This is a genomic window from Micromonospora sp. NPDC049101, assembly GCF_040648675.1.
Classification (GTDB): Bacteria; Actinomycetota; Actinomycetes; order Mycobacteriales; family Micromonosporaceae; genus Micromonospora.
This window is the reverse complement of sequence record NZ_JBEZED010000023.1, coordinates 44,586-57,826: the sequence shown is the minus strand read 5'-3', so window position 1 is coordinate 57,826 and position 13,241 is coordinate 44,586. Positions and strand designations below refer to the sequence as shown.

General features: G+C 71.9%; 12 protein-coding genes. 6 read left to right on the top strand and 6 right to left on the bottom strand.

What is annotated here, in order from left to right:
• Positions 1-77 precede the first annotated feature (77 nt).
• The gene (locus AB0B57_RS26805; protein WP_357075406.1) at positions 78-1,139 is read right to left on the bottom strand and encodes an aspartate-semialdehyde dehydrogenase; all 1,062 of its coding nucleotides are present in this window, start codon (positions 1,137-1,139) and stop codon (positions 78-80) included.
• A gap of 5 nt (positions 1,140-1,144) precedes the next feature.
• On the bottom strand, positions 1,145-2,410 hold the full coding sequence (locus AB0B57_RS26800; protein WP_357075403.1) for an aspartate kinase: 1,266 nt from the start codon (positions 2,408-2,410) through the stop codon (positions 1,145-1,147).
• Positions 2,411-2,668: 258 nt separating this feature from the next.
• On the opposite strand from AB0B57_RS26800, the gene AB0B57_RS26795 reads away from it, so the two are divergent.
• Together AB0B57_RS26795 and AB0B57_RS26790 are read left to right on the top strand one after the other, a co-directional pair.
• The gene (locus AB0B57_RS26795; protein ID WP_357075400.1) at positions 2,669-3,457 is read left to right on the top strand and encodes a hypothetical protein; all 789 of its coding nucleotides are present in this window, start codon (positions 2,669-2,671) and stop codon (positions 3,455-3,457) included.
• Between the two features lie 83 nt (positions 3,458-3,540).
• A complete protein-coding gene (locus AB0B57_RS26790) occupies positions 3,541-4,071 on the top strand; it encodes a nitroreductase family protein (protein WP_357075397.1) in 531 nt (176 codons plus the stop codon).
• A gap of 12 nt (positions 4,072-4,083) precedes the next feature.
• Here the strand turns inward: AB0B57_RS26790 and AB0B57_RS26785 are convergent, their stop codons facing one another.
• Complete coding sequence (locus tag AB0B57_RS26785; protein ID WP_357075394.1) at positions 4,084-5,067, bottom strand: ArsR family transcriptional regulator; 984 nt, start codon at positions 5,065-5,067, stop codon at positions 4,084-4,086.
• Between the two features lie 78 nt (positions 5,068-5,145).
• On the opposite strand from AB0B57_RS26785, the gene AB0B57_RS26780 reads away from it, so the two are divergent.
• Both AB0B57_RS26780 and leuA read left to right on the top strand, forming a co-directional pair.
• Complete coding sequence (locus tag AB0B57_RS26780) at positions 5,146-6,417, top strand: MFS transporter (protein WP_357075391.1); 1,272 nt, start codon at positions 5,146-5,148, stop codon at positions 6,415-6,417.
• A 237-nt stretch (positions 6,418-6,654) separates the two neighbouring features.
• Entirely contained in the window at positions 6,655-8,406 is a 1,752-nt protein-coding gene (gene leuA, locus AB0B57_RS26775; RefSeq protein ID WP_357075388.1) for a 2-isopropylmalate synthase, read from the top strand.
• A 31-nt stretch (positions 8,407-8,437) separates the two neighbouring features.
• On the opposite strand, the gene AB0B57_RS26770 is transcribed toward leuA, so the two are convergent.
• A complete protein-coding gene (locus tag AB0B57_RS26770) occupies positions 8,438-9,937 on the bottom strand; it encodes an MFS transporter (protein ID WP_357075385.1) in 1,500 nt (499 codons plus the stop codon).
• A gap of 107 nt (positions 9,938-10,044) precedes the next feature.
• Between AB0B57_RS26770 and AB0B57_RS26765 the strand changes: the two genes are divergently transcribed.
• Together AB0B57_RS26765 and AB0B57_RS26760 are read left to right on the top strand one after the other, a co-directional pair.
• The gene (locus tag AB0B57_RS26765; RefSeq protein WP_357075382.1) at positions 10,045-10,701 is read left to right on the top strand and encodes an HNH endonuclease family protein; all 657 of its coding nucleotides are present in this window, start codon (positions 10,045-10,047) and stop codon (positions 10,699-10,701) included.
• Positions 10,677-11,066 (top strand): hypothetical protein, encoded by a 390-nt coding sequence (locus tag AB0B57_RS26760; RefSeq protein ID WP_357075586.1) that lies wholly within the window; start codon positions 10,677-10,679, stop codon positions 11,064-11,066. The genes AB0B57_RS26765 and AB0B57_RS26760 overlap by 25 nt, the downstream gene beginning before the upstream one ends.
• 60 nt (positions 11,067-11,126) lie before the next feature.
• Here the strand turns inward: AB0B57_RS26760 and AB0B57_RS26755 are convergent, their stop codons facing one another.
• Both AB0B57_RS26755 and AB0B57_RS26750 read right to left on the bottom strand, forming a co-directional pair.
• On the bottom strand, positions 11,127-12,227 hold the full coding sequence (locus AB0B57_RS26755; RefSeq protein ID WP_357075379.1) for an oligopeptide/dipeptide ABC transporter ATP-binding protein: 1,101 nt from the start codon (positions 12,225-12,227) through the stop codon (positions 11,127-11,129).
• Positions 12,224-13,210, bottom strand: a complete 987-nt coding sequence (locus AB0B57_RS26750) for an ABC transporter ATP-binding protein (protein WP_357075375.1) — start codon at positions 13,208-13,210, stop codon at positions 12,224-12,226. Before AB0B57_RS26750 ends, AB0B57_RS26755 begins: the two co-directional genes overlap by 4 nt.
• Positions 13,211-13,241: the final 31 nt, after the last annotated feature.

Genomic DNA, 13,241 nt, shown 5'->3' with positions numbered 1-13,241 from the left:
GGCGGGACGCGAGGCGCGAGGCGGGGCGCGGACCGCGATGGCGGGGCGCGGGCGCGGGCGGGCAGGGCGGGGCGGGGTTAGGGGGTTCTTAGCTCTTTGGCTAGGAGTTCTGCTATTTGGGCTGTGTTGAGGGCTGCGCCCTTGCGGAGGTTGTCGCCGGTGACGAAGAAGTCGAGGGCGCGGGGGTCGTCCAGCGCGCGGCGGATCCGGCCGACCCAGGACGGGTCGGTGCCGACCGCGTCGATCGGCATCGGGAACTCCCCGGCGGCGGGGTCGTCGACCAGGATCACCCCTGGCGCGTTGCGCAGTGCCTCGCGGGCGCCCTCGGCGTCGACCTCGGTGCCGAAGACGGCGTGCACGGCCACCGAGTGGGCGGTGACCACCGGCACCCGGACGCAGGTGGCGGACACCTTGAGGTCGGGCAGACCGAGGATCTTCCGCGACTCGTTGCGAATCTTCATCTCCTCCGACGACCAGCCGTCGTCGGCTGCTGAGCCGGCCCAGGGCACCACGTTGAGCGCCAGTGGAGCCGGGAACGGGCCGAGGTCGTCGCCGACCGCCTGGCGGACGTCGCCGGTGCGCGATCCGAGCGCGCGGTCCCCGGCAACCTTGGTGAGCTGGTCGTGCAGGATGTCCACGCCGGCCTGGCCGGCACCGGAGACCGCCTGGTAGGAGGCGAGCACCAGCTCCCGCAGGCCGTACTCGCGGTGCAGGGGCGCCACGGCGACGATCATCGCGAGGGTGGTGCAGTTGGCGTTCGCGATGATGCCCCGGGGCCGCTCGCGGACCTGCTCGGGGTTGATCTCCGGAACGACGAGCGGGACGGCCCGGTCCATCCGGAACGCGCCGGAGTTGTCGACGGCGATCGCGCCGCGGGCGACGGCGATCGGCGCCCACTCGGCGGAGACCTCGTCGGGCACGTCGAACATCGCCACGTGGACCCCGTCGAACGCCTCCGGGGTCAGCGCCTGGACGACGACGTCCTCACCTCGGCAGCGCACCCGCTTTCCGACCGAGCGTTCGGAGGCGAGGAGCCGGATCTCACCCCAGACGTTGCGGCGCCCGGAGAGCAGCTCGCACATGACGGTACCGACGGCACCTGTCGCTCCGACCACGGCGAGGGTGGGCAGCGCCGACATCGGCGCTACCTACCTGTCCCCGCGTAGACCACGGCTTCGGTATCGCCGCCCAGCTCGAACGCGTCGTGGATGGCGCGGACGGCGGCGTCGAGGTCGGTGTCCCGGCAGACCACGGAGACCCGGATCTCGGAGGTGGAGATCATCTCGATGTTGACCCCGGCGGCACCGAGCGCGGCGAAGAAGCCGGCGGCCACACCGGGGTGCGAGCGCATGCCGGCGCCGATCAGGGAGACCTTGCCGACGTGGTCGTCGTAGAGCAGGCCCTTGAACTTGACCGGCTCCTGGATCTTGCTGAGCGCGGCCATCGCGGTCGGACCGTCGGCCTTGGGCAGGGTGAACGAGATGTCCGTCCGGCCGGTGCCCTCGGTGGAGACGTTCTGCACGATCATGTCGATGTTGATCTCGGCACCGGCGACGGTGTCGAAGATCCGCGCGGCGGCACCCGGCTCGTCGGGCACCCCGACGATCGTGATCTTGGCCTCGCTGCGGTCGTGTGCGACCCCGGTGATCAGTGCCTGCTCCACGGAAGGGTCCTCCATCGATCCGGTGACCATCGTGCCGGTGTTGGTCGAGTATGACGAACGGACGTGGATCGGCAACCCCGCCCGCCGGGCATACTCCACGCTACGCAGGTGCAGCACCTTCGCGCCGCACGCGGCCAGCTCCAGCGTCTCCTCGTAGGTGATCTGCCGGATGTGTCGGGCGTTGGGCACGATCCGTGGGTCGGCGGTGAAGATGCCGTCCACGTCGGTGTAGATCTCGCACACGTCGGCGTGCAGGGCCGCGGCGAGCGCCACGGCGGTGGTGTCCGAGCCGCCCCGGCCCAGCGTGGTGACGTCCTTGGTGTCCTGCGAGACACCCTGGAAGCCGGCCACGATGACTACCGACCCCTCGTCGAGCGCGCCCTTGAGCCGCCCGGGGGTGACGTCGATGATCCGGGCGCGGCCGTGCACCGAGGTGGTGATCACGCCGGCCTGCGAGCCGGTGAACGAGCGGGCTTCGTACCCCAGGTTGTGGATGGCCATGGCGAGCAACGCCATGGAGATCCGCTCCCCGGCGGTGAGCAGCATGTCCAGCTCGCGGCCCGGCGGCAGCGGGCTGACCTGGTTGGCCAGGTCCAGCAGCTCGTCGGTGGTGTCCCCCATCGCGGAGACCACCACCACCACGTCGTCGCCGGCCTTGCGGGCGTCGACGATGCGCTCGGCCACCCGCTTGATCCGCTCGGCGTTGGCGACGGAGGACCCGCCGTACTTCTGCACCACGAGTGCCACGACTGTGCACTCCCTCCCAGCGACCCTGAGCGTGCCGACGCCGCCGGAACCGGGGCCGGCGGCGCGTGTCAGACCCCTTGAGGGTATCCGGCGGGTAACGACCCCGGGTCAGGTGATCCCACCATCCGGCCCGCGCGGGGCCGGCCGGGCCGGTCCCACCAGCTCCGGCGGTACGCCGAAACGGCCACGTCCGACACGCCGACACGAACCGGTACGCGCAGGTCGCACCCGACCGCCCGCACCCACCAGAATGGGCCGGTGCCCGTCCTCACCCGCTCGGCCGGCCGCGTGCTCGGGCCGCTCGTGTTCGCCCTGCCCGCCCTGCTGCTCGCCTGCACCGACGCGCAGCCGCCGACCCCGCCGCCCGCCGATCCGGGGCCGGTCGCGGTGGACGCCGCGCGCGACGAGCTGGCCACGCTTGCCGCAGCCGCCCAGGATCGCCACCTGGTGGCGCAGTACGTGTACGCCGAGACGGGCAAGCCGGCCCGCACCATCGCGTTCACCAGCGCGAACGACGGCAGTTGGCGGGTCGACGTGCCGGGCGGCGCGCTGGGTGGCACCGCCGACATCTCGATGGCCGCCACGAGCGACGGGCTGTTCCAGTGCGCCCTGCCCTCGGCCGGCCGACCGGAGCCGGCGAGCTGTGTACGCCTCGGTGAGCGCGACGACGCGATCCCGCGCCGGGCGGACCCCCGGATCCAGCACCTGCTCACCGACTGGCTGGACGTGCTCACCGACCGCCGCTCACCACTGGCGGTGGCGTCCGCCAACCCACCCGAGGGCCTCACCGGCACCTGCTACTCGGTGGACTCCACCTCGGCGTCGCTCAACGCCCCGCTGGACGTGGGCATCTACTGCTACGACCGGGACGGCACACCGACCGGTGTACGGACCGAGGCCGGGACGCTGAGACTTGCCGCACCGCCGGGTGCGGCACCGGCCACCGTGCAGTTGGCGGGGCCGGTGGTCGTCGACCGCGACCCGCTCGACATCGCGGCGCCCCCGAGCCCCGATCCGTCGGGCAGTCCTAGCGCGGGAACGCCCTGATCTTCATCCCGTTATGGGTGGTCTTGCCCACATTTGGCCGATGCGACCAAGGCGGCGAATCGCCCATCGGGAACACTTCACCCATGGCCGATCTCACGCCGCTGCTCGCCTTCCGCTGGAGCCCACGCGCCTTCGACCCGAGCGCCGAGTTGACCCCGGACGAGGCAGCCTCGCTGCTGGAGGCGGCACGCTGGGCGCCGTCGACCGACAACGAACAGCCCTGGCGGTTCGCCCTCGGCCACCGGGACGACGACACCTGGAAGCGGATCCTGATCAATCTTCCGGCCGGCGACCAGGGGTGGGCTCGACACGCCGCGACCCTGGTGGTCGGCGCGCACACCGGCGGCGACGCCGAACGGGCCGCGTACGACCTCGGTCAGGCGATGGCCCACCTGACCCTCCAGGCCACCGCGCTCGGCCTGCACGTGCGGCAACTGACCCGCTTCGACCAGACCGGCCTCGGCACCGAACTCGACCTGCCCGGGGGCGTGCGCCCGCTGGTGGTCGCCGCCGTCGGCCGCCTCGGCGACCCGTTCGCCCTGCCGGCCGATCTGCGCGCCAGGGAGACTGGCCTGCGGCACCGCCGCCCGGTCGCCGATCTGCTGCTGCGCTGACCGACAGCCGACTCACCCGCCGCTGGCCCGCAGCAGGACCCGCGCGGCGTCGGTGTTGCGGTAGAGGACGTGTCGGCCCTGTCGGGACCTGGTGACCAGGCCCGCGGCGTGCAGCGCGGCCAGGTGCTGGGAGACGTTTCCGGCGGACATCGCGGCGAGGCGGGCGAGGTCGGTGGTGGTCGTCGCCGTGTCGAGCAGGTGCAGCAGCGCGGCCCGGCCGGGGCCGATCACCCGGGCCAGCGGGTCGCCGGGCGGTGGCCCGGTCGCCTCCCAGAGCGTCCCGACCGCCCTCACCGGGTACACGCCGGCCGGCAGCGAGTCTTCCAGCAGGTTCCACAGCACCCGCCGGTCGGTGAACACGCCCGGATTCAGCGCCAACCCGCGACCACGGAGATCGAAGTCCCGTTCGAACGGGTCGTCGCTGACCACCCGGTCGCCGAGCCAGCGCAGGCTCGGGTGGAGCTGCTCGAACAGCCGGCCGGCGCCGCCCTCGGCGAGCTGCGCGGCCCGGTACGCCACGTCCGCGTCGAGCAACGCGCGCATCCGGGGCCAGTCCGGGGCGATCGCCTCGTCGTGCCAGACCCGCACCGCGTCGACGAGCTGCGGCAGCAACCCACCGGGGTCGGTGAGCAGCGCCCGCCCGAACGGACCCAGCGGCCCACGCGGAGTGGTCGCCAGCAGGTCCTGGACCACCACGGCCGGCGGCGTCGCGGCGATCTGGTCGAGCTGCTCGGCCAGCTGCGCGTTCGGCCGGGCCGCCGGGGTGAGGAAGTCGGGCAACCACCGACGGGGCAGGGTCAGCTCCACGAGCGGTCGGACCCGGGTGGCCACCTCCGGGCGACGCAGCGTCGCCCGGGCCCGGTCGATCCAGGGCAGGTGCACCGCGTAGCGGACCGGGTCGGCAAGCGCCCACATGCTCATGACCGTCTCGTTGGCCGGCGACACGGCGAGCCGCACTCCTGCCACGTCGGCCAGGCAGAACCGCAACTCGGACACGCGCACCCCCGGGAGCAGGATTCGGTTCAGCCTAAAAGAATCGACCGACCTCGTGGGGGCCCGGTTCACTCAGCGGCCATGGGGACCAGAGACACCATCCGCACCGCCGTCCGAAACGTCGTACCGCCGGCCGGGCTGACCCGCGCCCTGGCCGTACAGGCGATGATCAGCGCCGTCGGTAGTGGCCTGTTCCACGCCGGCAGCGCCGTCTTCTTCACCCGGGCGCTCGGGCTCAGCGCCGCACAGGTCGGGCTGGGGCTGTCCATCGCGGCGGGGGTGTCGCTGCTGGGGACCGTGCCGCTGGGCGGTCTCACCGACCGGTACGGACCGCAGCGGGTCTGGATGGTCGGGATGGTGCTGGACGCGGCGCTGTTCGCGAGCTACCCGCTGGTGGGCGGCTTCGCCAGCTTCCTCGCCGTGGTGGTGGCGCTGGCCGCCGTGGACGCCGCGACCGGCGTGGCCCGCCAGGTCTACTCGATCAACGCGCTGCCCCCGGCCGAACGGGTGACGGCGATGGCCTACCAGCGTTCGTCACTGAACGTCGGATTCGGGCTGGGCGCGGTGATCAGTGGCCTGGTGCTGGCGGTGGACACCATCGAGGCGTACCGGGGAATGGTCTGGTTCATCTCGGCGGTCTTCCTGGTCACGGCGCTCTTCGTGCGGCGACTGCCCCGGCTGCCGCAGGTGACCCGGCCGACGGAGCCGATGAGTCGACTCGCCGTGCTGCGCGACCGCCCGTTCCTGGCGGTGACCCTGCTGTCCGGGCTGCTCACCGCGCACCAGACGCTCTACCTGACGGTGCTGCCGCTGTGGATCCTCAGCCACACCGACGCCCCGAAGACGGTCATCGCCGGGCTGGTGCTGCTCAACACGGTCCTGATCGTGCTGCTCCAGGTGCGCGTCAGCCGGAGCGCCGACACCGCGCCGGGCGCGGCGCGGGCCTCCCGCCGGGGCGCCCTGCTGATCGCCCTGTTCTGTCTGGTCCTGCCGATCTCCGGGGTCACCCGGGGCCCGCTCACCGTGGTGGTGCTGGTGGCCGCCGCGACGTTGCTGATCCTGGCCGAGTTGATCGAGTCGGCGGGCTCCTGGGGGCTCACCGCCACCCTGCCGCCGGCCGCCCAGCGCGGCGCGTACGTGGGGGCGTTCCGGCTCGGCAAGCAGTTGCAGTACCTGGTCGCCCCGGCCGCGCTGACCGCGCTCGGGGTGAGCACCGGCGGGTGGGGCTGGTTACCGACAGCAGCGATCTTCGTGCTGATCGGAGTGGCTGTCGTACCCGTGGTGGCCTGGGCCGAGCGGACGCCGCGGCTGGGTGCCGAGGCCCCGGAGCCGACCAGGATCCGAGTCCCATAGTCCGGACCAGCCTTTCCACCCTCCGTTCCATCACGTAGGGTGACTTGGTCATGTGGCGGGCGCTTCTCCTCCTTAGCCGCCGCGACGAGGCCTGACCGGCCGGCACCTCGTCGCGGAGTCGCATCGCGCCGTCCAGCACATCCGATTTTCCTCTCGGCACCGCCGCGCATCGTCGCCCGGCAGCGCGCCGACACCTTCCGATCTGCTGACGCCACATGTTCCAGGGAGCACTCTGAGATGGCTCAACCTGCCACCGACGCCGAGACCGATCCGATCGCCCGGCAACGCCCGAGCCGGATGCCGTACCACCGCTACCAGCCGTACCGGGAGCAGTTCCGGGTCGAGCTGCCGGACCGCACCTGGCCCACCCGCACCGTCGACGCCGCCCCCCGCTGGTGCGCGGTGGATCTGCGCGACGGCAACCAGGCCCTGATCGACCCGATGTCGCCCGAGCGCAAGCGCCGGATGTTCCAGCTGCTCGTCCAGATGGGCTACAAGGAGATCGAGGTCGGCTTCCCGTCGGCCAGCCAGACCGACTTCGACTTCGTCCGGCAGCTCATCGAGCAGGACATGATCCCGGACGACGTGACCATCCAGGTGCTCACGCAGTGCCGGGAGCACCTGATCGAGCGGACGTTCGAGTCGCTGCGCGGTGCGAAGCGGGCCATCGTGCACTTCTACAACTCGACGTCCACCCTCCAGCGGCGGGTGGTCTTCGGGCTGGACCGCGACGGCATCGCCGACATCGCCACGACCGGCGCGCGGCTCTGCCAGAAGTACGCCGAGATCCACACCCCGGACACCGAGATCTTCTACGAGTACTCGCCGGAGTCGTACACGGGCACCGAGCTGGAGTACGCGCTGGAGGTCTGCTCCCGGGTGATCGACGTGATCGACCCGACCCCCGACCGGCCGCTGATCATCAACCTGCCGGCCACCGTCGAGATGGCCACGCCGAACGTGTACGCCGACTCGATCGAGTGGATGCACCGGCACCTGCCGCGCCGGGACAGCGTGGTGCTGAGCCTGCACCCGCACAACGACCGGGGCACCGGGGTGGCCGCCGCCGAGCTGGGCCTGCTCGCCGGCGCGGACCGCATCGAGGGCTGCCTGTTCGGCAACGGCGAGCGCACCGGCAACGTGGACCTGGTGACGCTGGGGCTCAACCTGTTCTCCCAGGGCATCGACCCGATGATCGACTTCTCGAAGATCGACGAGATCCGGCGAGCTGTCGAATACTGCAACCAACTGCCGGTGCACGAGCGCCACCCGTACGCGGGCGACCTGGTCTACACCGCCTTCTCCGGCTCCCACCAGGACGCCATCAAGAAGGGCTTCGACGCCCTCGCCGCCGATGCCGAGGCCGCCGGTGTGCCGATGGACGAGCACACCTGGGCCGTGCCGTACCTGCCGATCGACCCGAAGGACCTGGGCCGCACCTACGAGGCGGTCATCCGGGTCAACTCGCAGTCCGGCAAGGGCGGCATCGCGTACATCATGAAGAGCGAGCACCAACTGGACCTGCCGCGCCGGCTCCAGATCGAGTTCTCCGGGGTGGTGCAGCACGTCACCGACCACGACGGCGGCGAGGTCGACCCGGGCGCCATGTGGGAGATCTTCGCGACGCACTACCTGCTCGACCACCAGCCCGACCCGGCGGTCCGGTTGAGCGGCTACACGATCGGCACCACCGACGGCAAGGTCGAGATCGACGCCCAGGTCGTCGTGGGCGCCGAGCAGCACTCGCTCGCCGCGGTCGGCAACGGCCCGATCGACGCGTACGTGAACGCGCTGCAGTCGGTCGGGGTGGGCGTGCGGGTGCTCGACTACCACGAGCACGCGCTGTCCTCCGGTGGGGACGCGCAGGCCGCCGCGTACGTGGAGTGCGAGGTCGACGGTCGGACGGTCTGGGGTGTCGGCACCGACGCCAACATCGTCACCGCCTCGATCAAGGCGGTCACCAGCGCCGTCAACCGCGCCCGCGGCTGACCACCCCGCGCCGCGTCCCCGAGGTGGTTTCCTACCTCGACCTCGGGGGCGTGGCGGCGGGCAGCGAGTGGCAGGGCTGCGACGGTGGGGCCGCGCGGGGCGGCCGGTGCACGAGCACGAGGGCCAGCACCGCCCCGGCCAGCAACAACCCCGCGCACCAGACCATGGCACCCCGGAACGCGTCGGTCAGCTCGGCCTTCTGCGCGTAGCCGCTGCCGGACAGGCCGACGAGCAGCGGCAGCGCCGCCACCGCGAGCAGGCCGCCGGCCCGGGACGCGGCGTTGTTGAAGCCGCTTGCCACCCCGGAGAACCGGTCCTGCACGGCGGCCAGCACCGACGCGGTCAGCGGTGCCACCACCAGGGTCAGCCCGATGCCGAAGAGCAGCACCCCGGGCAGCACGTCGGTCCAGTACGACGCGCCCGGTCCCACCCGGCGCAGCAGCAACAGGCCGACCGCGGCGACCACCGGCCCGACGGTCAGCGGCAGCCGGGGGCCGATCCGCGCGGACAGCGCGCCCGCCCGGGCCGACCCGGCCAACAGCAGCAGGGTCATCGGCAGCAACGCGATGCCGGTCTGGAAGGCCGACCACTCGACCACGTTCTGTAGGTAGACGGCGAAGAAGAAGGTGAAACCGCCGAGCGCCGCGTAGACGACCACGGTGAAGATGTTCAGCACCGAGAAGAGCCGGCTGCCGAACAGCCCGGTGGGCAGCATCGCGGCGTCGCCGCGCCGCCGTTCCAGCAGCACGAAGGCCACCGCGGACAGCACCCCGACCAGCGCCGCGACCAGCACCGGGGCCGAGTCGAAGCCCCGCGCCGGGGCGTCGACCAGGGCGTACGTGACACCGGCGAGCGCGAGCGCGCCGAGCAGGGCTCCCCCGATGTCGAACCGCCGACGGGTCCGACCCGGCCCCGCTGTCCGGGAGGCGCTCTCGTCCCGGCTCTCCGGCACCCACCGCATCGTGGCCAGCACCACCAGCACGGCGATGGGCAGGTTAAGGAAGAAGATCCAGCGCCAGGACAGCGCGTCGATCAGCCAACCCCCGATGAACGGGCCCAACGCGGTGGAGACCCCGGACAGCCCGGCCCAGGCCCCGATCGCCCGGCCCCGGTCGTCCGGGTGGAAACTGGCCTGGAGCACCGACAGTGAGCCGGGTGTGAGCAGCGCGCCCCCGGCACCCTGGAGGAACCGGGCCGCGATCAGCCAACCGGTGCCCTGCGCCAGCCCGCACAGCACCGAGGCGGCGGTGAACCAGACCACCCCGATGAGGAAGACGCGTCGCCGACCGAAGCGGTCTCCGAGGGCGCCGCCGAGCAACACGAACGCCGCGAGCATCAGCAGGTAGCCATTGACGGTCCACTGCAGATCTGCCACGTTCGCGCCCAGGTCCTGCCCGAGCTTCGGCAGCGCCACGTTGACGACCGTACTGTCGAGGAAGACCATGCCGGAGGCGAGAACGGCGGCGAGCAGCGTCCCCCGGCCGGCGGGGGTGCCCATCCGGAGGGCGGACGCCGGTGCGGGTGCGCTCATGCAACCAATCTGCCTTGCATCATGTGGGAGACGCCACGAAACGCCGAAACCATCCCCGGGTACTGTGCGCAATCGCCGGGAGACCGCAAGCTGGAGAGGTGTCGTCTGTGCGTACCAGATCAGGACCGCGAGTGGCGGCGACCGCGCTCGCCGCGGCGCTGGCGCTCGGCGTGGCCGGTTGTGTCCCACCGGACGAGCCGGACGTCCCGCCGCCGAGCGACGGCGGCAACGCCGCGCAACAGCTCGGCCAGCTCACCGTCGCCACCGCAGGCTCGATGAAGGGCTACAGCCGGGACCACTTCCCGCACTGGCGGGACACGGGCAAGAACTGCGACGTGCGGGACAGCATCCTGCAGCGCGACGGCAAGGACGTGAAGCTCTCCGGCTGCAACGTGGTCGGTGGGCGCTGGGAGAGCGTGTACGACGGCCGCAGCGCCGCCGATCCCGCCGATGTGGACATCGACCACATGGTGCCGTTGGCCAACGCGTGGCGCTCGGGTGCCGACGAGTGGGACGACCAGAAGCGCGGCGACTTCGCCAACGACACGACACGTCCGCAGCTCATCGCGGTTTCCGCGTCCTCCAATCGGGCAAAGGGTGACCAGGACCCGTCCCAGTGGAAGCCGGCGAACCGGGAGTACTGGTGTAAGTACGCCGAGAGCTGGGTGACGGTCAAGCACTACTGGCGGCTCACGGTGACCAGCGCCGAGAAGGCCGCCCTGACCGACATGTTGGAGGGCTGCTCAGTGGGAGGCGATTCGTGACCGCCGCCGAGGCGGGCGGCCCGGCGGCCGCCGGCATGACCGCGGACGGCACCGCCGAGGCCCCCGCCGCCGTGCCGGGTGCCGGCATGGTCGCGGATTCCGGCGGCGCGGCCGGCCCGCAGAGCCGCACCAGCGACATCGTGCCCGGCCCCGGCGGCGTGATGACCGATGAGGTCGGCGTCGTCACCGGCGACCTGACGCTGCGCACCGAGTACGCGGACGGCAAGGTCACCCTGCGGGTGCAGTACAAGGACGCGGACGAGTGGTATGCGGTGACCGGCACGTCTGTCGCGCTTGCCGATCCGGCGGGGCTGGACGCGGTGCACGGCGTCGCGGTGGGCCTGCTGCACCGCCCCGAGGGCTGAGCCACCCGAATCACCGACCCGTCCCAGGGGCCGTCCGTTTCCGGACGGCCCCTGGCGGCGTCACGGGGTGGGGATCAGCTCACCCGGCGGGTCGACCGGGCCGGTGCCCTCGGTCGGGCGGACCAGTTCCACCTCGACCTCGTGCGGCCGGATCCGGCCGGCGGCGATGTCCTCGGCGAAGTGGCAGGCCACCCGGTGCCCACCGACCACGTCGCGCAGTTCCGGCCGCTCGTCGGCGCACCGGGTCGGCTGCGCCCACGGGCACCGGGTGTGGAACCGGCAGCCCGACGGCGGGTTGGTCGGCGACGGCAGGTCACCGGCGAGCAGGATCCGCTCCCGGCGGTCCTCCACCAGCGGGTCGGGCACCGGCACCGCGGACATCAGCGCCCGGGTGTACGGGTGCATCGGCTCGCGGTAGAGGTCGTCGCTGGACGCCTCCTCGACCAGCCCGCCGAGGTACATGACGCCCACCGTGTCGGCGATGTGCCGCACCACCGCCAGGTCGTGCGCGATGATCAGGTAGGTCAGGCCACGCTCGTTCTGCAGGTCCTCCAGCAGGTTGAGCACCTGGGCCTGGATCGACACGTCAAGCGCGGAGACCGGCTCGTCGGCGACGATCAGGTCCGGGTTGAGCACCAGTGCGCGGGCGATGCCGATCCGCTGGCGCTGGCCACCGGAGAACTCGTGCGGGTACTTGCTGAGGGCCGACGCGGGCAGGCCGACCGCCTCCAGCGTCTCGCGCAGCTTCCGGTTGGTCTCGACCTTGTCGCCGGCCAGCCCGTGCGCCTTGAGCCCCTCCACCAACAGCGACTCCACCGACTGTCGGGGGTCGAGGCTGGAGAGCGGATCCTGGAAGATCATCTGCATCCGGCGGCGGGCCTTGCGCATCGCCTCGCCCTTGAGCGCGCGGACGTCGGTGCCGTCGAAGACGATCTCGCCCTCGGTCGGCTCGACGAGCCGCAGCAGGCCGCGACCCAACGTCGACTTGCCGCAGCCCGACTCGCCGACCAGGCCGTACGTCTCGCCCTTGCGGATGCTCAGCGACACCCCGTCCACCGCGTAGACGTACCCGATGGTGCGGTCGAAGAGCAGGCCGCTCTTGATCGGGAAGTGGACCTTGACGTCGCGCAGCTCGATCAGGGGTTCGGTCTGTTCGGTCATCGGACCGCCACCTCCTCGGAGACGGGGTTGTTGCAGCGGAGGTCGCCGCCGGTGGCGGTGGGTTCGAGCGGCGGCGGCCCTTCCAGGCACGCGTCCACGACGTTGTCGCAGCGCGGCGCGAACGCGCACCCCTCGGCCCACGGGATGTTGTCGGCGACCGACCCGCGGATCGCGTGCAGTCGCTCACCGCGCGGTGAGTCCAGCCGGGGCACCGAGTTGAGCAGCCCGTGCGTGTACGGGTGCCGGGCGTGCCCGAACAGCTCGTGCCGCCGGTTGCGCTCGACCACCTTGCCGCCGTAGAGGACGTTGACGGTGTCGCAGAGCCCGGCCACCACGCCCAGATCGTGCGTGATCATGACCAGGGCGGTGCCGGTCTCGTCGACCAACTGCTTGAGCAGGGTGAGGATCTGCGCCTGGATGGTCACGTCGAGCGCGGTGGTCGGCTCGTCGGCGATCAGCAGCCGAGGCTTGCAGGCCAGGGCGATGGCGATCAGCGCACGCTGGCGCATGCCGCCGGAGATCTGGTGCGGGTACTCACTGAGCCGCCGCTGCGGGTCGGGGATGCCGACCGCGTCGAGCAGGTCCCGCGACTCGCGCAGCGCCTGCTTGCGGTCCCGGCCCTGGTGCCGTTCCAACACCTCGGCCACCTGGACCCCGATCGGGATGACGGGGTTCAGCGAGGAGAGCGGGTCCTGGAAGATCATGCTGATCTCCCGGCCGCGTCGGTCCCGCATGTCGTCGGGTCGCAGCTTCAGCAGGTCGGTGCCGTCGAAGAGCACCTCCCCGGTGACCCGGTTACCGCGCTTGGGCAGCAGGCCCATGATGGCCAGGCTGGTCACGCTCTTGCCGCAGCCGGACTCGCCGACCAGGCCGACCGTCTGCCCCGGCTCCACCGTGAAGCTGACCTTGTCCACGGCGGTGAAGGGCCGCTCGCCGCGCCGTTGGAACACGACGCTCAGGTCACGGACGTCGAGCAGGCTCATCGGGTCACTTCCTCTCGCCGGCTCACGCCGG